13 protein-coding genes, 1 pseudogene and 1 other annotated feature are annotated in these 18,077 nt (G+C 53.3%); of the genes and pseudogenes, 6 read left to right on the top strand and 8 right to left on the bottom strand.

What is annotated here, in order from left to right:
* Positions 1-133 precede the first annotated feature (133 nt).
* The 7 genes and pseudogenes from rluB to rnm form a co-directional block, all read right to left on the bottom strand.
* Positions 134-1,036 (bottom strand): 23S rRNA pseudouridine(2605) synthase RluB, encoded by a 903-nt coding sequence (gene rluB, locus ABLU80_RS07600; protein ID WP_015366215.1) that lies wholly within the window; start codon positions 1,034-1,036, stop codon positions 134-136.
* 257 nt (positions 1,037-1,293) lie between these two features.
* Positions 1,294-1,640 (bottom strand): annotated as a pseudogene (locus ABLU80_RS07595) (transposase); the annotation flags it as partial.
* Positions 1,641-1,745: 105 nt separating this feature from the next.
* Complete coding sequence (locus ABLU80_RS07590; RefSeq protein WP_047079556.1) at positions 1,746-2,366, bottom strand: LysE family translocator; 621 nt, start codon at positions 2,364-2,366, stop codon at positions 1,746-1,748.
* A gap of 443 nt (positions 2,367-2,809) precedes the next feature.
* Positions 2,810-5,392 (bottom strand): EAL domain-containing protein, encoded by a 2,583-nt coding sequence (locus ABLU80_RS07585; RefSeq protein ID WP_348849871.1) that lies wholly within the window; start codon positions 5,390-5,392, stop codon positions 2,810-2,812.
* 27 nt (positions 5,393-5,419) lie between these two features.
* Positions 5,420-7,900 carry an EAL domain-containing protein gene (locus tag ABLU80_RS07580; protein WP_348849870.1) on the bottom strand — a complete coding sequence of 827 codons (2,481 nt, stop codon included), beginning with the start codon at positions 7,898-7,900 and terminating at the stop codon, positions 5,420-5,422.
* Between the two features lie 242 nt (positions 7,901-8,142).
* A complete protein-coding gene (locus ABLU80_RS07575; protein WP_020078571.1) occupies positions 8,143-8,763 on the bottom strand; it encodes an L-threonylcarbamoyladenylate synthase in 621 nt (206 codons plus the stop codon).
* Positions 8,760-9,641 carry an RNase AM gene (rnm, locus tag ABLU80_RS07570; RefSeq protein WP_020078570.1) on the bottom strand — a complete coding sequence of 294 codons (882 nt, stop codon included), beginning with the start codon at positions 9,639-9,641 and terminating at the stop codon, positions 8,760-8,762. The genes ABLU80_RS07575 and rnm overlap by 4 nt, the downstream gene beginning before the upstream one ends.
* A 159-nt stretch (positions 9,642-9,800) precedes the next feature.
* Positions 9,801-9,896: a sequence feature (Trp leader region), on the top strand.
* Between the two features lie 35 nt (positions 9,897-9,931).
* Between rnm and ABLU80_RS07565 the strand changes: the two genes are divergently transcribed.
* From ABLU80_RS07565 to trpA, 5 genes are read left to right on the top strand one after another with little or no spacing between them, the layout of a single operon-like run.
* Entirely contained in the window at positions 9,932-11,494 is a 1,563-nt protein-coding gene (locus ABLU80_RS07565) for an anthranilate synthase component 1 (protein WP_348849869.1), read from the top strand.
* Positions 11,494-13,089 (top strand): bifunctional anthranilate synthase glutamate amidotransferase component TrpG/anthranilate phosphoribosyltransferase TrpD, encoded by a 1,596-nt coding sequence (gene trpD, locus ABLU80_RS07560; RefSeq protein WP_015366209.1) that lies wholly within the window; start codon positions 11,494-11,496, stop codon positions 13,087-13,089. The genes ABLU80_RS07565 and trpD overlap by 1 nt, the downstream gene beginning before the upstream one ends.
* Before the next feature lie 3 nt (positions 13,090-13,092).
* Positions 13,093-14,451 (top strand): bifunctional indole-3-glycerol-phosphate synthase TrpC/phosphoribosylanthranilate isomerase TrpF, encoded by a 1,359-nt coding sequence (trpCF, locus tag ABLU80_RS07555; RefSeq protein ID WP_348849868.1) that lies wholly within the window; start codon positions 13,093-13,095, stop codon positions 14,449-14,451.
* Positions 14,452-14,465: 14 nt separating this feature from the next.
* The gene (trpB, locus tag ABLU80_RS07550; RefSeq protein ID WP_015366207.1) at positions 14,466-15,659 is read left to right on the top strand and encodes a tryptophan synthase subunit beta; all 1,194 of its coding nucleotides are present in this window, start codon (positions 14,466-14,468) and stop codon (positions 15,657-15,659) included.
* Positions 15,659-16,468, top strand: coding sequence for a tryptophan synthase subunit alpha (gene trpA / locus ABLU80_RS07545; RefSeq protein WP_015366206.1), 810 nt, complete (start codon positions 15,659-15,661; stop codon positions 16,466-16,468). Before trpB ends, trpA begins: the two co-directional genes overlap by 1 nt.
* A 30-nt stretch (positions 16,469-16,498) precedes the next feature.
* Here the strand turns inward: trpA and ABLU80_RS07540 are convergent, their stop codons facing one another.
* Positions 16,499-16,954 (bottom strand): MarR family winged helix-turn-helix transcriptional regulator, encoded by a 456-nt coding sequence (locus ABLU80_RS07540; protein WP_047079550.1) that lies wholly within the window; start codon positions 16,952-16,954, stop codon positions 16,499-16,501.
* Positions 16,955-17,029: 75 nt separating this feature from the next.
* On the opposite strand from ABLU80_RS07540, the gene ABLU80_RS07535 reads away from it, so the two are divergent.
* The gene (locus tag ABLU80_RS07535) at positions 17,030-17,977 is read left to right on the top strand and encodes a zinc-binding alcohol dehydrogenase family protein (RefSeq protein WP_348849867.1); all 948 of its coding nucleotides are present in this window, start codon (positions 17,030-17,032) and stop codon (positions 17,975-17,977) included.
* Positions 17,978-18,077 lie beyond the last annotated feature (100 nt).

Here is an 18,077-nt window from a genome sequence, read left to right as displayed (position 1 = left end):
GACGCTAATAACATCACTTTGCGTTATTTGTCTGCGTAATTCCTGTTTCTTGTCTTTATGCGAAAGTGTGAAAAATGTCACAAGCGAGGGAAAAGAGGAACATTCCGGCGGGAACCCGCCGGAATGTACAGCATTAGCCGTTAGTCTTGTTGCGGGTGCTGGAACGGCGGTTGCCGTTATTCCCCTGGCGAGGATTGCCGCTGGTCTGGCTATGACGCTTGACGGCGCGGCGGATTTGATTCGCTTTCATACGACGGCGATCTTTCTCCACCGCTACTTTGCTTTCGGTTTCCGCCGGCAGCTCCACCAGTTCACGAAGATAGTTGGTCTGCGCCAGATCCAGTTCAGTCCAGCCGCCGCGCGGCAGGCCTTTCGGCAGCAGAATATCGCCGTAGCGTACGCGGATAAGACGGCTGACCTGAACGCCGACGGCTTCCCACAGGCGACGCACTTCGCGGTTGCGCCCTTCGGTCAAGGTAACGTTATACCATTGGTTGATCCCTTCACCGCCGGTGAACTTAATCGTTTTAAACGCTGCAGGGCCATCTTCTAACTGTACGCCACGCGCCAGCTGGCGCAGTTTGTCTTCATCGACCTGGCCGAAAACGCGGACGGCGTATTCACGCTCAACTTCGCGGCTTGGGTGCATCAAACGGTTCGCCAGTTCACCATCGGTGGTAAACAGCAGCAGGCCGCAGGTGTTCACATCGAGGCGACCTACCGCAATCCAGCGCGCGCCGCGCAGTTTCGGCAGACGGTCGAAAACCGTTGGGCGTCCTTCCGGATCGTTACGGGTGCAGAGTTCGCCTTCTGGTTTGTAATAGGCCAATACCCGACAAATTTGCTCGGCAGATTCTTTTACCGAAATAAGATGACCGTCGATACGGATTTTCAAACCAGGTACGATTTCAACACGATCGCCGAGGGTTGCGATCTTACCATCCACGCTGACGCGTCCAGCTTCGATGATAGTTTCAATTTCGCGGCGGGAGCCATGGCCAGCACGAGCCAGCACTTTCTGTAATTTCTCGCTCATAGAGCTTCCTTTAGGTGTCGCCTTCCCAGGCGTCTGGTATACTTTTAAAAACAATGAGTTAGATTGAAAATCAACTTAACTCACTGATCTGTAACTATTTCATGGTACACAGTATGGCAAACAACATGTCACACACTATGATTCGTGGGCGCACATACTACACGAATTTTAGACTAAATGATTCAACTAGTTTTGTACGTCTGAGTCTTGGTACTGACAGTCAAAAACAAGCTGAAGTGATCATGAATCAGATCCGCGTGACCTGAACGCCTGCGCTCCAGTGCCAGCTCAATGATGCGCCCTGATAAATGCGCATCAGCCGCCGGACGCTGAGCCTCATAGCGACAGGTAGACAGGGACAAGCCTATAAGCATGCAGACACGACGTTGCGACAGACCGGTCGCATCACACATCAATACCACGGCTTCCCGCTTATGGTCTGTCGTCAGTACTTTCGCCCCAGAGCCACCTGAAGTGCCTCCTTATCCAGCATGGCTTCGGCAAGCAGCTTCTTGAGTCTGGCGTTCTCTTCCTCAAGCGACTTCAGGCGCTTAACCTCCATACCGCCATACTTCTTACGCCAGGTATAATAGGTGGCGTCGGAAAAACGCTTCTTCATGGGGATGTCCTCATGTGGCTTATAAAGACATTACTAACATCGCGGTGTATTAATCAATGGGGAACAGGTCAGGGCGCAATGCCCCCTTTTTTATCTTCTACTCATTGCCAGTTTTGCTGCAAACAATAGAAACAAGCCCCCAGTGCTGCGATCCATCCATTTCACAACATCAGGTTTTTTCAAAATCCCAGAGGCATAATGTGTGGCTGAAATAAGAATTAGTGACCATAGCGTACCAATCAACACATGAATCGAGACCAGAAGGAATGTCCAGATAAAGGGAGAATGCCCCACAGGGATAAATTGAGGTAGGAACGAAACATAAAAAATACCCATCTTGGGATTGAGTACATTCCCCAACATACCACGCAGGAACCAGTTATTCGCTGGATCGTTACCCCCTTGCTTCAAGCAAAATTGCTGCCGTGGGCGCAATAGCAATTGAATACCTAACCAGCAAAGATATGCCGCCCCACACCATTTCAGCAGCATGTAGGCGACCTCAGAAACCGCCAATAGCGCCCCCAAACCAAAGGCCACCAGTGCACCCCAGATAAAGCATCCTGTATCAATACCTAAAGCAGCATGAAAAGCTTTTCGACCACCTTCGACAGTGGCAGTACGTAGAATGAGGGCAGTATCAAGACCAGGGGTTAACGCTAGAAGTGTTGCAGCAAGAGTATAAGTAAGAAGTGAATCAGTGACAGACATTTCCTAACTCCGAAAGAGATTATGCTACTGATTTTTTTACAACTCCGCAACAGGCAATAGAAGCCATAAAGCGCCGTTGGTGATATGGAGATGGCCAGAACCGCCAGATAGTTGAGACAGTCAAAGACTCAAAAATTATGTACGTTATAGAGGGGATACAAAGTGCAGCTAAACCTGTCACACAACATGATGGTTACCATAAACGAAATAAATTTAATGCTTTGATATATAATGTGTTTTTGTTTTACATGTACGCATTCCCAGGCCTCTGATAAGCTTTGGCAACAACAGGCCATCTAAAACCACCAACCTGTTGTTATATAAATACTTTCCACATTTTAAGGCGCCATTCGTCAGCGCTGTACAGCAGCGCGCGCGCCTGCGTGGGCGAACGTACTACACTAACTTCAAAATGAATGCTTACCTGCGATACATTTCTCTGTCTATAGATTATCGCTCGCCGTCAATGCACTTGCCAGGAAGGGAAAGTCGGCAAATGGCGCCGGGTGACCAAACAGATAACCTTGCGCTTTCTGGCAACCGAGGTCGCGTAACTGGTTTTTTATCGCCTCATCTTCAATACCCTCAGCAACGACGGGTACCTTAAACCCCTGAGCCAGCACAATCAGCGATGCAATCATCGATTCTGCTTTATCATCATCGGCAAATTGGCAAATCAAACGGCGGTCAATTTTGATGCTATCAAATGACAGCGTGTGTAAATAAGGCAGACTGGATAAATTGACGCCAAAATCATCCAGCGCGACGGCAATACCATGGCGGCGGAGATAAGCAATCATTCGACTAATTCTGGCAGCAGAATCCATCAGTAACCGTTCGGTTATCTCAAGACAAATATTGCCCGTGACCAGCCCATGACGATAAATCGCATCCATTAAATGCCAGGCAAAATCCTGTTGCAGGAGTTGAATCGCCGATACGTTGATATGCAGAATAAAGTTCGCCGGCGCCCCGCGGAGAATCATCGCGGAAAGCTCCCGACAGGCCTGTTCAATAATCCAGCGTCCCAGCGGGATTATCAACCCGCTCTCTTCCGCCAGGGGGAGGAAACGATCGGGAGGAATTTCGCCTACCGTTTCGGAGCGCCAGCGAAGCAAACATTCTCCTTCCTGAAAAGCGCTTTGATCCTGCAAATCCACAATTGGCTGTAGCATCAGATGAAATTCATTTTGCTGGATCGCATCATGAAGATGCTCATGGAGTTGGATATTATAAAGCTCAGCCTCATGCATCTCGCAGCTGTAAAACGTCGCAACGCCGTTTCCCTGTTTCTGCGCATGGCGTAATGCAATCCATGCCTCACGCAACGTTTGTTCAATATTCTCTGCATGGATCTCAGTCGTCACCAGGCCAATATTGCCGGTATAAACGTATTTGCTTGCCGTAGGAGACGCTTCATTATTGACGTCGATAAATAGTGAGGAGAGCAGTTCTCTGTAGCGCTGACGCTCTTTTGGCTGAGTTTGTCCTGGAAAAACCACGATAAGCTTATCCACTGTATCGCGGGCAATCAGCGTATTCGTCGGCAGTAAATTATGCAGGCGAAGAATATAATCGCTAATAAATTTTTCACCATACTCCGTACTTAAGGAATTGATAATAGCGTTCATATTACTGATATGCACCAGCGCGAGCAGGTTTCTACCTTGATATAGCGATGTCTGACGCAGTAACCCTGTCCGCGAGAATAACCCGGTGGTTTTATCCTCTTCTATTTCGCGCCGTTGGGCGTCGAAACTTTCTGCCAGCTTATGCGATAACGCCATAAATGTGGTTTCCAGAGAGGCTATTTCCGGGAAATGACGCTTATTATCTGGCGGCGTCCAGCGGTGCGTCGCAAGCTGATCCGCTTTACGGACAATATCCCGCAGCGGTTTTACCACCTTCGCCAGGCCATAGAAAACCACCAGCAGACCAAGTACAAAAATGACAAACAGCATGATCATGGTAATGGCTATATATTTAATGATGGTATGGGTAATCATTCTCGCCGGGCTAATCACAATTCCCGTCCAGTGCAATATGTCATCACGGTCGGTGATTGGAAAAGCATCAACATAATATTCTTCTTTGCCGGAACTGAAAAACTGCAATCCCGTATGGTGATTCGCTTTTAACGTGCGACTGGCTGCCACAACAACCGGTAAATGAGTGTTTTCAAGCGTTTGTAGATTCAGCCGTGAGTGTTTTCCCCCGGCCAGCATATTTCGCGTCAATGATGGCACTGATGAAGAAATGAGCTCATTTTTTTCATTAACAATCAGCAGAATACTTTCAGGATGGGGTTTGAATTTTTCCAGACTTTTATTTAGTTCGTTGAGGTGCAACTCGCTGGCGACGACGCCAACAAACTGTCCCTGGCGATTGAATGCCGGTGAGCTGAACGCAACGCCAATTTCATTTTCATATTCATAATCGCGAAAGGGTTTTGTCCAGTGCGGACGCTGGTCTTTGGCAACCGCCGCATACCATTCGCGCTGCGTTATTTGATAATCCGCAAGCACCGCTTTTACTAATGAATTCACCGTCAGGTGACTATACGCCGTCAGATGGTGATCTGTTTGCGCATCTTTTACCGCAAGATAATCATTCGACTCGGCCTGTCCGCGCGCCACTTGAATAAAATCGCCATTGACCGCGCCAAATCCGACCAGATTCAAATAATGTTTGTTGCTGAAGACGTTATTGGTGGTATTGACCATTTCGCCGATCAGGCTGCGAACCGGGATCGCAGTACTGGATTGACGTCCGATCGCATGAACCAGTATCGCGTTCGATTGCGCGGGAACATCAATATAATCGTGGATAACTTCCTCGATATTGACTCTTTTCGCACGCAAAATATCCTCACTCACCTCATCAAAAAAAGCATAACCTTCGTAGTAGAGAAAAGCATATGTCGTCAGCAGCACGACGAGAATTGTCGTGGCTAAGGTAAATATGATGGCCTGAGTTAGGGTGAACGGGTAGCTGTTGACCGAAAGCTGTTTTTTTAATATTTGCATCGTTATTATCGCCGTTGGTATATCTCATCATTCCGGTTCAACAACGAAAAACCCATTGGCGACGTCAAAACTATCAAACGTTTTCGGCCGGGAATAATAATATCCCTGGGCCAAATCACAGCCCATCTCCTGCAGTTTTTCTGCCATTTCGCGCGTTTCAACGCCTTCGGCCACCAGCGGCACGGAAAAACTTCGCGCCAACATTAACACCGAGGCGATAACCGCTTCGTTTTTTTTATCATCAAGCACATTGCTGACAAACCCGCGGTCAATCTTCAGACAATCAAATGGCAGCGAATGCAGATACGAGAGGCTGGAATAACCGGAACCAAAATCATCAATCGCTATACATACGCCAAGACGACGTAGATAAGCCAGTATTTCGACAATTCGCCACGTGTCATGCAGCAAGACGCTTTCGGTGATTTCAAGACAAATATTGCTGTTCATCAAATCATTAGCGTGAATTGATTCCAGCAGATGCTGAGCAAAATCAGGTTGCTGAAGCTGAATTGCCGAGATATTGACGTGCAGTTTAAAATCACGCGCCGCGCCGCGCGTGATAAACGCGGCAAGTTCACGACAGGCGGTTTCAATTATCCATTTCCCTAACGGCACAATCATGCCGGTGTGCTCGGCAAGGGCGATAAATTTGTCGGGCGGCACGAAGCCCAACACATTTGATTGCCAGCGGATCAGGCATTCACCTTCTTTACAAGGCCGCTGCGATTCAAATGAAACGATCGGCTGCAAAACGAGATGGAAACCTTCCGAATGGAGATCGTCGCATAACGCCTGATGCAGACGTAGATTATTCACTTCCTCTTCACGCATGGCGGCCGTGAAAAGTTTACCCGTACCGCTACGCTGCATCTGGGCATGCTGTAAAGCCAGACTAACATTCATCAGACATTCGCCGATGTTCTCTGGGGTTAATGATTCAATCAACATGCCAATATGACCAGTAAATATATGCGATTCGCCGGGCATATCAGAAGCAGACATACGAAAAACAGAAGCAAGTAGCGCGCTGTACCAGTCGACATCCTTTTCGGCATACATGCCATCAAAAGCGATAATGAACAAGTCTTCTCGATCACGACAACATAGTGCCCCTTCAGGCAATATTTTGCGAAGGCGTAAAGTAAACTGGTGAATAAACTGTCGGGCCTGAGTCGTACCGAGCACATTCTTAACCGAGTTGTAGTTGTTAACGTATACCATCGCCAGCATATTGCGATGACGGTACAGCGACTCACAATGCAGTAAACCGCTACGGGTTAAAAAACCGGTTTCGCTATCTTCTTCCAGCTTCCGGCGTTTAGATTCGAAAGTGTCTGGAATAATTGCATACAGGTTGCTCAATGCTGCATCCAACGAGGCTATTTCCGGAAATACGCGTTTAGTTGGTTTCTTCCACGGCATTAACCCCAGACGCACTTTATCTGCAACGTCCTTTAAGGCGCCGGTGAAATGAGAAATAATCATCATCAGAATCAACATCAGAATAAAAATAAACAGTGTCGTGGCGAAGGTCACAAGTAGACGCTGTTTATTCATTTCCGCCATTTCCGCATGCTGTGGCGCGATAAGTACCGCCTTCCAGTTCAGCAGATGTTGGCGGTCCTGCACGCTAAAGGCGGTCGCCAACAAAGACTCGTCCTCAGTACGCAAGGAAAATGACGTCGGCGACGGCTGCACCGAGGTAAGCTTTGCTATCAATTGGCGGTCCTGCTGCCATTTATGTTGGTTGCCGGAACGCGCGACAATGCGATTGTTGTCATCGATAAGCAGAAGAGCATAGCTTTTATCCGGCAGGAGACTCTGTAAATAAGCGGTCATATCTGCAGGTGTGGCGCCGCTGGCGATCGCCCCGACGAAGCGGCCTTGTTTATCGTACACTGGCTGGTTCCAGCTCATGATCAAACTGCCGGTAGAGAGAGAGCGTTGCCAGAAACCGTGCGTTTGCTGGCGAGCGCGGCGAAACTGCGGTAAATCAACAACATTAAACGCGTTATTGACGTGGACAATATTGGTCTGCGGGCTTAACCCGCTGTATTTAACCAGGGAGTGATGATTATCGCGCTGGGTTCGTTGTAAATAAATTTGATTACTATGATTGTCACGAATAACAGCAATACTGGAGCCATTTTCCGCAAACCACGACAGGCTCTGGAAGGCGGGCATGGTTTTAAACGCGCTCGCCGTCAAATACACCATTTCAGGAACTAAAGTATCCTTATCGATGTTGTTACTTTCGCCCTGAATATATTGTAAAAATAGATTCGTTATTTGTCGTGGGCGATCGACAGCATCCTCAAGTTTAAGCTGAATAAACGTATACTGAGAACCAATGATTTTTTTATCAATGGCACTACTGACCTGACGCGACTGATAGTTAAACAAGCCAGTCAAACTGATAATAATCAGTATTAGCGCCAGCAGTGAAACAACCAGCACGCTTTTTACCAGGGTGATGGGATAGGTATTTGGGGTCAGCTTTGGCATATATTAACGGTAACACTAGAAAGCATGAAAAAATTTAACAGTACTTTCTTCCTCTTAAACGCGTCAGAGGGTTGAATAGTCAGCTTATGCATAATGTTGAATTTCTTTCTGGAAGCAATATCAGTGAGTGATATCGTAAGCGGACTAATAATATAAATAAGAAAGGAGCGACTCAATGCGGAAAGAATTTTAAAATAAATTTAAGCCGCGGGCGACGCGTGAAACGCCACCCGCGAGAAGCCTCACAGGAACGGTTTGATATCACCAACGCCTTCACGAAGCACCACCGGCGCGTCTTCGGTCAGGTCGATAACCGTCGTCGGCTGCTGGCCGAGATAACCGCCGTGAATAATCAGATCGACCACCTTCTCCAGACGGTCTTTAATTTCTTCCGGGTCGGACTCCGTGAATTCATTACCCGGCAGCATCAAGGATGTCGAGAGCATCGGTTCGCCAAGCGTTTCCAGCAGCATCTGGGCGATAGGGTTCGCCGGCACGCGCATCCCAATGGTTTTACGCTTTTCTTGCAACAGTCGGCGCGGCACCTCTTTCGTTCCCTTAAGAATGAACGTGTAGTTGCCCGGCGTATTGTTTTTGATAAGACGAAACGCCACGTTATCGACAAACGCGTAGGTCGATAACTCGGAGAGATCGCGGCACATCAGGGTGAAATTGTGGCCATCCGGCAACTGACGGATACGGCAGATCCGCTCCATCGCCCCTTTATCTTCGATTTTGCAACCCAGGGCATAACCGGAGTCCGTTGGATAAACGATAACCCCGCCCTTACGCACAATTTCCACCGCCTGATTAATCAACCGCGCCTGCGGATTATCGGGATGGATATAGAAAAACTGGCTCATACTTCCCTCTCAATTTGTTCAGCGGCCACTTCCCAACTGCGCCAGATCCCTTCCACGCCAGCGGGTAGCCAAAGTTTGCGCCCCAGTTCAATCCACGGGCAGGGCTGGTGGAAATCCGAACCCTGCGACGCCATCAAACCAAACTGTTTCGCGTAGCTCGCCAGCTGCGCGCGCTCATGCGGCGCCTGCTGGCATTGGGCGACCTCCATCGCGTCGCCGCCCTGCTCGCTAAAATGGGCCAACAGCCGTTTCAACCATTTGGCGGAAAGATCGTAACGCCCCGGATGGGCGATCACCGCTTTGCCGCCAGAATGATGAATGACATCAATCGCTTGTTTTATTGTACACCACTGCGGCGGAACGTATCCGGTTTTCCCGCGGGCGAGATATTTTTTGAATACATCGGCAATATTGCTCGCAAAGCCGGCTTCAACTAAAAAGCGGGCAAAATGGCCGCGGGTGACCGCGCCGCCATTGGCGAGCTTTAACGCCCCTTCCCAGGCACCGGGGATACGCGCTTTCTCCAACCGTTCGGCAATCATCTGCCCGCGCTGGTTGCGCCGCTCTTTCTGTTCACAGAGCAGTTGCGTCATCGCCGGATGGTTGATATCAATATTCAGTCCGACGATATGAATTTCGTGATTTTCCCACAGGGTGGAAATTTCTACCCCGGTGATAAGCGTGAGCGGCAGTTCAGCCCGCGCTATTTCGGCACGCGCTGCCGGAATTGCCGCCACGCTATCGTGATCGGTGATTGCCAGCGTCCCCACCCGCATCTCATGCGCGCGATGTACCAGCTCTTCTGGAGTCAATCGCCCATCGGAGGCGACGGTATGGCTGTGCAGGTCATAAATGACCGCGTAATTAGTGTCGCTCAAAATGGCTCCTGGTGGACCTGAACTGAAATAAGCGCATTATGATAACGACTGAGAAAGAAAATCTGCAAACAAGGGTTGACTTTATTTTCATGGACTAGTTAACTAGTACGCAAGTTCACACAACGGGTATCTCTGATGAAAGCGCAAATTATTACTCTTCATAGCTGGTGGCGTCGTTCCTGGAATCGGGCGGCGTGATCGCGTTTTGCACTCAGCAAACAGATACCGGGCCCGCCACTGAGCGGGCTTTTTTTTGAACAAAATAATGAACAGAACAGGCGAGAATGATAATGCAAACATCAAAACCAGCGCTCGAGCTTCTCACCAGCGACGCCATCTATCGCGAAAACCCGACGGCGTTATTCCATCAATTATGCGGCGCGCGCCCGGCAACCTTGCTGCTGGAATCGGCCGACATCGATAGTAAAGACGATTTAAAAAGCCTGCTACTGGTCGATAGCGCCCTGCGCATTACCGCTCTTGGCAATACCGTCACTGTTCAGGCGCTGTCAGCGAACGGCGCCGCGCTGCTTGAACTGCTGGATAACGCATTGCCGTCCGGCATTGAGAATCTGCGCCAGCCGAACAGCCGGGTACTCACCTTCCCACCGGTTAGCGCCCTGTTGGATGAAGACGCTCGCCTGTGCTCGTTATCGGTGTTCGATGCGTTTCGTCTGTTACAGGATTTGGTCAGCGTCCCGCAGGCCGAGCGCGAAGCGATGTTCTTTGGCGGCCTGTTCGCTTACGACCTGGTGGCCGGTTTTGAGGATTTACCACCGCTCAATACCGATACCTCCTGCCCGGATTACTGTTTCTACCTGGCGGAAACGCTGCTGGTTATCGATCACCAGACCAAAAGCACCCGCATTCAGGCGAGCCTGTTCACGCCGCTGGAGAATGAAAAACAGCGTCTTCTGCAACGTATCGCCCAGCTTCGCCAGCAGTTAAATGAACCGCCCGCGCCGCTGCCGGTAACGACGGTTGCCGAAATGCGCTGCGACGTCGATCAGAGCGATGAAGAGTACGGCGCCGTGGTGCGCAAAATGCAGCGCGCCATTCGCGCGGGCGAAATTTTCCAGGTCGTGCCGTCGCGCCGTTTCTCACTTCCCTGCCCGTCGCCGCTGGCCTCGTACGATGTGCTGAAAAAGAGCAATCCCAGCCCGTATATGTTCTTTATGCAGGATAACGATTTCACCCTGTTCGGCGCCTCGCCGGAAAGCTCGTTGAAATACGACGCCGTCAGCCGCCAGATTGAGATCTACCCCATTGCCGGCACCCGTCCGCGCGGCCGCCGCGCCGATGGTTCACTGGATCGCGATCTCGATAGCCGTATTGAGCTGGAGATGCGTACCGACCACAAAGAGCTTTCTGAACATCTGATGCTGGTTGACCTGGCCCGTAACGATCTGGCCCGCATCTGTACCCCGGGTAGCCGCTACGTAGCAGATTTGACCAAAGTCGATCGCTACTCTTTTGTGATGCATCTGGTTTCCCGCGTGGTCGGCGAACTGCGCCGCGACCTTGATGTCCTGCACGCCTACCGCGCCTGCATGAATATGGGCACCCTTAGCGGCGCGCCGAAAGTTCGCGCCATGCAGCTAATCGCCGCCGCGGAAGGCAAGCGTCGCGGTAGCTACGGCGGCGCGGTCGGCTACTTTACCGCCCATGGCGACCTCGATACCTGCATCGTGATCCGCTCAGCCTACGTTGAGGATGGCATTGCCACCGTGCAGGCGGGCGCCGGTATCGTGCTCGATTCCGTTCCGCAATCCGAGGCGGATGAAACCCGTAATAAAGCTCGCGCCGTGCTGCGCGCCATTGCTCAGGCCCACCACGCGAAGGAGACTTTCTAATGGCCGACATCCTGCTGCTCGATAATATCGACTCCTTTACCTATAACCTCGCCGACCAGCTGCGGGCTAACGGCCACAACGTGGTTATTTATCGTAATACCGTACCGGCGCAATCGCTGATTGAACGTATCGGCACCATGGATAATCCGGTGCTGATGCTCTCTCCGGGGCCGGGAACCCCAAGCGAAGCCGGCTGCATGCCCGAGCTGCTGACCCGCCTGCGCGGCAAGTTACCGATTATCGGTATCTGCCTCGGCCACCAGGCCATCGTGGAAGCCTACGGCGGCTATGTCGGCCAGGCGGGAGAAATCCTTCACGGCAAAGCGTCAAGCATTGAGCATGACGGCCAGGCGATGTTCGCCGGTCTCGCCAACCCGCTGCCGGTGGCCCGCTACCATTCTCTTGTCGGCAGCAATATTCCGGCCGGGCTCACCATTAACGCCAATTTCAACGGTATGGTGATGGCGGTTCGCCACGACGCCGATCGCGTCTGCGGCTTCCAGTTCCATCCGGAATCGATTCTGACTACCCAGGGAGCGCTACTGCTGGAGCAAACGCTGGCATGGGCGCTGCAGAAACTGGAGCAGACCAATGTCGTACAGCCGATTCTGGAAAAACTGTACCAGGCCGAGACGCTGAGCCAGCAGGAGAGCCACGTGCTGTTTTCCGCCGTCGTGCGCGGCGAAGTGAAGCCGGAACAGCTGGCCGCCGCGCTGGTAAGCATGAAAGTGCGCGGCGAACAACCACAGGAAATTGCCGGCGCCGCTACCGCGCTGCTGGAAAACGCCGCGCCGTTCCCGCGCCCGGATTATCAGTTTGCCGATATCGTCGGTACCGGCGGCGATGGCAGCAACAGTATCAATATCTCAACCGCCAGCGCCTTTGTCGCCGCCGCCTGCGGTTTAAAAGTGGCGAAACACGGTAACCGCAGCGTCTCCAGTAAATCAGGTTCGTCCGACCTGCTGGCCGCGTTTGGCATCAACCTGGATATGAATGCCGATAAATCGCGCGCCGCGCTGGATGAACTGGGCGTCTGCTTTCTGTTCGCGCCGAAATACCACACCGGTTTCCGCCACGCGATGCCGGTCCGCCAGCAGTTGAAAACGCGCACCCTGTTTAACGTGTTGGGGCCGCTTATCAACCCGGCGCACCCGCCGCTGGCGTTGATTGGCGTCTACAGCCCGGAACTGGTGTTGCCGATTGCAGAAACCTTGCGCGTACTCGGTTATCAACGCGCCGCAGTGGTACACAGCGGCGGCATGGACGAAGTCTCGTTGCATGCGCCGACCGTGGTCGCCGAACTCAATAACGGCGAAATCCAGAGCTATCAGCTGACCGCCGCCGACTTCGGCCTGACGCCATATCATCAGGATCAACTGGCCGGCGGCACGCCGGAAGAAAACCGTGACATTCTCACGCGCTTGCTACAAGGTAAAGGTGAAGCCGCTCATGAAGCCGCCGTCGCCGCCAACGTCGCCATGTTGATGCGTTTACACGGGCATGAAGACCTGAAAGCCAACGCCCGGCAGGTGCTGGATGTGCTGCACAGCGGAGCGGCCTATGACAGAGTGACCGCATTAGCGGCAAGAGGGTAAATAATGCAGACCGTTTTAGCAAAAATCGTTGCTGACAAAGCGATTTGGGTAGAAGCCCGCAAACAACAACAACCGTTAGCCAGTTTTCAGAATGATATCGTGCCGTCCGAACGCCATTTTTACGATGCGCTGGCCGGCGCCCGCACCGCTTTTATTCTCGAGTGCAAAAAGGCGTCGCCGTCGAAGGGACTGATTCGTGAAGATTTCGACCCGGCGACCATCGCCGGGGTTTATAAGCACTACGCTTCGGCAATTTCAGTACTGTGCGATGAGAAATATTTTCAGGGCAGCTTTGATTTTTTGCCGATTGTCAGCAAAGTCGCGCCGCAGCCGATTCTGTGTAAAGACTTCACCATCGATCCTTACCAGATTTATCTCGCGCGTTACTACCAGGCCGATGCCTGCCTGCTGATGCTCTCGGTGCTCGATGACGATCAATATCGCCAGCTCGCCGCCGTCGCCCACAGTCTCAATATGGGCGTCCTGACCGAGGTCAGCAATGAAGAGGAGCTGGAGCGCGCGATTGCGCTGAAGGCCAAAGTCGTCGGCATTAATAACCGCGATCTGCGCGATATGTCGATTGATCTGAACCGCACGCGGCAATTGGCGCCGCGTCTCGGCCCGGATGTCACCGTGATCAGCGAATCCGGAATCCATACCTATGGCGAAGTCCGCGAGCTTAGCCACTTCGCCAACGGCTTCCTGATTGGCTCGGCGCTGATGGAACAACCGGACCTCAGCGCTGCGGTGAAGCGCGTGCTGTTAGGTGAGAACAAGGTCTGCGGCCTGACTCGTCCGCAGGATGCGCAAGTCGCCTGGGAGGCGGGCGCCATCTACGGCGGCCTGATTTTCGTCGATAGTTCGCCGCGTGCCGTTAACGATCAGCAGGCACAGGCGGTAATGGCCGCCGCGCCGCTTAGCTACGTTGGCGTGTTCCGTGATGCAGCCGTTGAAGAGGTCGTCACCCGCGCGACCAAATTGAAACTCGCCGCGGTCCAGCTTCATGGGAGCGAAGACCAGTCCTGGATTGATGCCCTGCGCGCGGCGCTGCCGGAGCAGATCCAAATCTGGAAGGCGCTGAGCGTCGGCGAAAGTTTACCGCCGCGTAACCTCAATCATGTGGACAGATATGTCTTTGACAACGGTCAGGGCGGGAGCGGTCAACGCTTCGACTGGTCGCTGCTGCAGGGCCAGGACCTGCGTAACGTGATGCTGGCAGGCGGCCTTAGCGCCGATAACTGCGTAGAAGCCGCGAAAAGCGGCTGTGCCGGACTCGATTTCAACTCAGGCGTAGAGTCGCAGCCGGGAATAAAAGAGGCAAGCCTGGTGGCTGCCGTTTTCCAGACGCTGCGCGCATATTAAGGAGCAATGCAATAATGAGCACTTTACTGAACCCGTATTTCGGCGAATTCGGCGGTATGTACGTTCCGCAGATCCTGATGCCCGCCCTGCGCCAGCTGGAAGAAGCTTTCGTCAGCGCGCAAAAAGATCCTGAGTTTCAGGCTGAATTCACCGACCTGCTGAAAAACTACGCGGGTCGTCCGACGGCGCTGACCAAATGCCGCAATCTGACCGAAGGCACCCGCACCACGCTGTACCTCAAGCGTGAAGATCTGCTCCACGGCGGCGCGCACAAAACCAACCAGGTGCTGGGACAGGCGCTGCTTGCCAAACGCATGGGCAAAACGGAAATTATCGCCGAAACCGGCGCCGGCCAACACGGCGTCGCCTCGGCGCTGGCCAGCGCCCTGCTCGGTCTGAAATGCCGCATCTATATGGGCGCCAAAGATGTCGAGCGCCAGTCGCCGAACGTCTTCCGCATGCGCCTGATGGGTGCGGAGGTCATTCCAGTGCACAGCGGTTCCGCCACCCTGAAAGATGCCTGTAACGAAGCGCTGCGCGACTGGTCCGGCAGCTACGAGAAGGCGCACTACATGCTCGGCACTGCCGCTGGCCCGCATCCATTCCCGACTATCGTGCGTGAATTCCAGCGCATGATCGGCGAAGAAACCAAAGCGCAGATCCTTGAGAAAGAAGGACGCCTGCCGGACGCGGTGATCGCCTGCGTTGGCGGTGGTTCTAACGCCATCGGCATGTTCGCTGATTTCATTGATGAATCCCGCGTTGGCCTGATTGGCGTCGAGCCTGCCGGCCACGGTATCGAAACCGGCGAGCACGGCGCGCCGCTGAAGCACGGTCGCGTCGGCATTTACTTCGGCATGAAGTCGCCGATGATGCAAACTTCCGACGGGCAGATCGAAGAATCTTATTCTATTTCCGCCGGGCTGGATTTCCCGTCAGTGGGGCCTCAGCATGCGTTCCTGAACAGCACCGGGCGCGCCGAGTATGTGTCAATTACCGACAACGAAGCGCTGGATGCCTTTAAAGCGCTCTCCCGCCATGAAGGCATTATCCCGGCGCTGGAATCGTCCCACGCTCTGGCGCACGCGCTGAAGATGATGCGCGAGAATCCGGATAAAGAGCAGCTGCTGGTGGTTAACCTGTCCGGCCGCGGCGATAAAGACATCTTCACCGTACACGACATTTTGAAAGCGCGAGGGGAAATCTGATGGAACGTTACGAGACGCTATTTGCACAGTTAAAAAACCGCCAGGAAGGCGCCTTTGTTCCCTTCGTCACCCTCGGCGATCCGGGGCCGGAGCAGTCGCTGAAAATCATCGATGCGCTGATTGAAGCCGGCGCCGATGCGCTGGAACTGGGGATCCCCTTCTCCGACCCGCTGGCCGACGGCCCGACGATTCAGGGCGCCACATTGCGCGCTTTTGCCGCCGGCGTCACCCCGGCGCAGTGCTTCGAAATGCTGGCGGCAATCCGTCACAAGCATCCGACAATCCCAATCGGCCTTTTGATGTACGCGAACCTGGTGTTCAGCCCGGGGATTGATGAGTTCTACGCCGAATGCGCGCGTGTCGGCGTGGATTCCGTGCTGGTCGCCGACGTGCCGGTCGAAGAGTCCGCCCCGTTCCGCCAGGCAGCGCTGCGTCATAACATTGCGCCGATTTTCATCTGCCCGCCAAATGCCGATGACGATTTACTGCGCCAGATTGCCTCCTATGGCCGCGGCTATACCTACCTGCTATCGCGCGCTGGCGTGACAGGCGCGGAAAACCGCGCCGCGCTGCCGCTGCATCATCTGATTGAAAAGCTGGCGGAATACAACGCCGCGCCGCCGCTACAGGGCTTTGGCATCTCGGCGCCGGAGCAGGTTTCGGCCGCTATTGACGCCGGCGCCGCCGGGGCAATATCCGGCTCGGCCATCGTCAAGATTATCGAGCGCAATCTTGAGCAGCCGCAAAACATGCTCGCAGAGCTAAAAACCTTCGTGCACAGTTTGAAAGCAGCGACCAAAACCGCCTGACCCTTTGTCGCCCGGCCTCACGCCGGGCGGCTATTTCCGCTGCAGGCTGTTAGCGTATTTTCGCGTTAAGCGAAACAGCGCCAGCACCTCATCTTCTGACCATCCAGCCAGCACCTGATTCATTAACCGCCGCCGCGCAACGGCAATAACGTCGATCATCCGCTGCCCCTTTTCGCTAAGCGTCACCTCGCTAATCCGCCGGTCTTTGGCATTGGCCTGCTTGCAGGCAAGGCCCTGAGCCTCCAGCTTTTTCACCTGCCGGCTGACGGTGGTGTAATCGCGGCCTAAATGATCCGCCAGCTCAACTACCCCCACCGGGCCATAGCGCCATACCGCCACCAGTAGTGGAAACAGCATCTGTTCAAGCTGTACCCCTGCCGCCTGCAATATTTGCTCATCGCGCAGCGGTTGATTCATCACGCTGATGATGTCTAACAGCGCGCCGTGAAAGTCGGTGATGTCGTAATTATTATGTGCATCTTGCATATATTAGTTAACCGCGTATAGTGCTCCTGAAGAATATGTGCATATTACACATAATTATCATCAGGGGATAATGTTATGAAAGCCGCCGTGGTGTTTGATCTTAACGAAGGTCCGATATGGGCCGATTTTACCGAACCGCAGCCTGCAGCCGGATACACGCTGATCGACGTTCGCGCCGCCGCTATTAGCCACGTAGTTAATGGCCGGGCATCGGGACGTCATTATAGTTTTGACGGCACGCTGCCGTTTGTCGTCGGTATCGATGGCGTCGGTATGACCTCTGACGGTCAGCGCGTCTATTTTGCTTTCCCCAGTGCGCCGTTCGGCAGTATGGCGCAACGCGCGCCGGTCGCGCTGCAGAATTGCCTGCCGCTTCCGGATGCACTTGATGACATCAGCGCTGCGGCCATGGCCAATCCGGGCATGTCTGCCTGGGCTGCGCTTGTCAAACGGGCGCAGTTCCAGGCCGGAGAAACGGTACTGATTAACGGCGCCACCGGCAGCGCCGGGCAGTTGGCAGTACAAATTGCCCGCTACCTCGGCGCAAAAAAAATCATTGCTACCGGGCGTAATACGCAGGCGCTGGCTGCCCTCGCAGCCGATGAGTGTATTGATTTAACCGCCGATGAGCAGACGCTAAACGCGCAGTTTGCCGCCGCCAGCGCCGGGCAAATAGATGTGGTTGTGGATTATTTGTGGGGCCGCAGCGCAGAGTTGCTGCTGCCTATGCTGGCGAAATACACCCCTGGCGATAAGCCGGTACGTTATGTGCAGGTGGGTTCCCTTGCCGGGGCGGATATCGCGTTAAATGGCGCGGTGCTTCGCGCCGCGCCGCTACAGCTCATGGGTAGCGGCATCGGCAGCCTGACCATGCCGCAACTACTGGCGGCAACCGGGGAGATGCTGCAGGCGGCGGTTCCCGGTCATTTTACCATCGCCACCACGCCGCAGCCGCTCCGCGATGTCGCTGCGGCATGGCCGCGTGATAACAGCCAGAAACGCACGGTTTTCACCCTTGATTAAAAAAATGCGCCTCCGCACAAACTCTGGGGTTGATATCTTAAATGAGAAATATTATCTTTCTCATTACCGAATAGTTGAGTGAACAACTCAGGTATTCGGT

Origin of the sequence: Klebsiella sp. CN_Kp104 (genome assembly GCF_040064515.1) — a bacterium.
Taxonomy (GTDB): domain Bacteria; phylum Pseudomonadota; class Gammaproteobacteria; order Enterobacterales; family Enterobacteriaceae; genus Klebsiella; species Klebsiella aerogenes.
This window is presented reverse-complemented; position numbering and strand designations above follow the sequence as displayed.

Bases quoted from the DNA above. Each gene is read 5' to 3' on its own strand.
- rluB (WP_015366215.1), bottom strand. From the start codon at position 1,036: ATGAGCGAGAAATTACAGAAAGTGCTGGCTCGTGCTGGCCATGGCTCC.
- ABLU80_RS07590 (WP_047079556.1), bottom strand. From the start codon at position 2,366: ATGTCTGTCACTGATTCACTTCTTACTTATACTCTTGCTGCAACACTT.
- ABLU80_RS07585 (WP_348849871.1), bottom strand. From the start codon at position 5,392: ATGCAAATATTAAAAAAACAGCTTTCGGTCAACAGCTACCCGTTCACC.
- ABLU80_RS07580 (WP_348849870.1), bottom strand. From the start codon at position 7,900: ATGCCAAAGCTGACCCCAAATACCTATCCCATCACCCTGGTAAAAAGC.
- ABLU80_RS07575 (WP_020078571.1), bottom strand. From the start codon at position 8,763: ATGAGCCAGTTTTTCTATATCCATCCCGATAATCCGCAGGCGCGGTTG.
- ABLU80_RS07565 (WP_348849869.1), top strand. From the start codon at position 9,932: ATGCAAACATCAAAACCAGCGCTCGAGCTTCTCACCAGCGACGCCATC.
- trpD (WP_015366209.1), top strand. From the start codon at position 11,494: ATGGCCGACATCCTGCTGCTCGATAATATCGACTCCTTTACCTATAAC.
- trpCF (WP_348849868.1), top strand. From the start codon at position 13,093: ATGCAGACCGTTTTAGCAAAAATCGTTGCTGACAAAGCGATTTGGGTA.
- trpB (WP_015366207.1), top strand. From the start codon at position 14,466: ATGAGCACTTTACTGAACCCGTATTTCGGCGAATTCGGCGGTATGTAC.
- trpA (WP_015366206.1), top strand. From the start codon at position 15,659: ATGGAACGTTACGAGACGCTATTTGCACAGTTAAAAAACCGCCAGGAA.
- ABLU80_RS07540 (WP_047079550.1), bottom strand. From the start codon at position 16,954: ATGCAAGATGCACATAATAATTACGACATCACCGACTTTCACGGCGCG.
- ABLU80_RS07535 (WP_348849867.1), top strand. From the start codon at position 17,030: ATGAAAGCCGCCGTGGTGTTTGATCTTAACGAAGGTCCGATATGGGCC.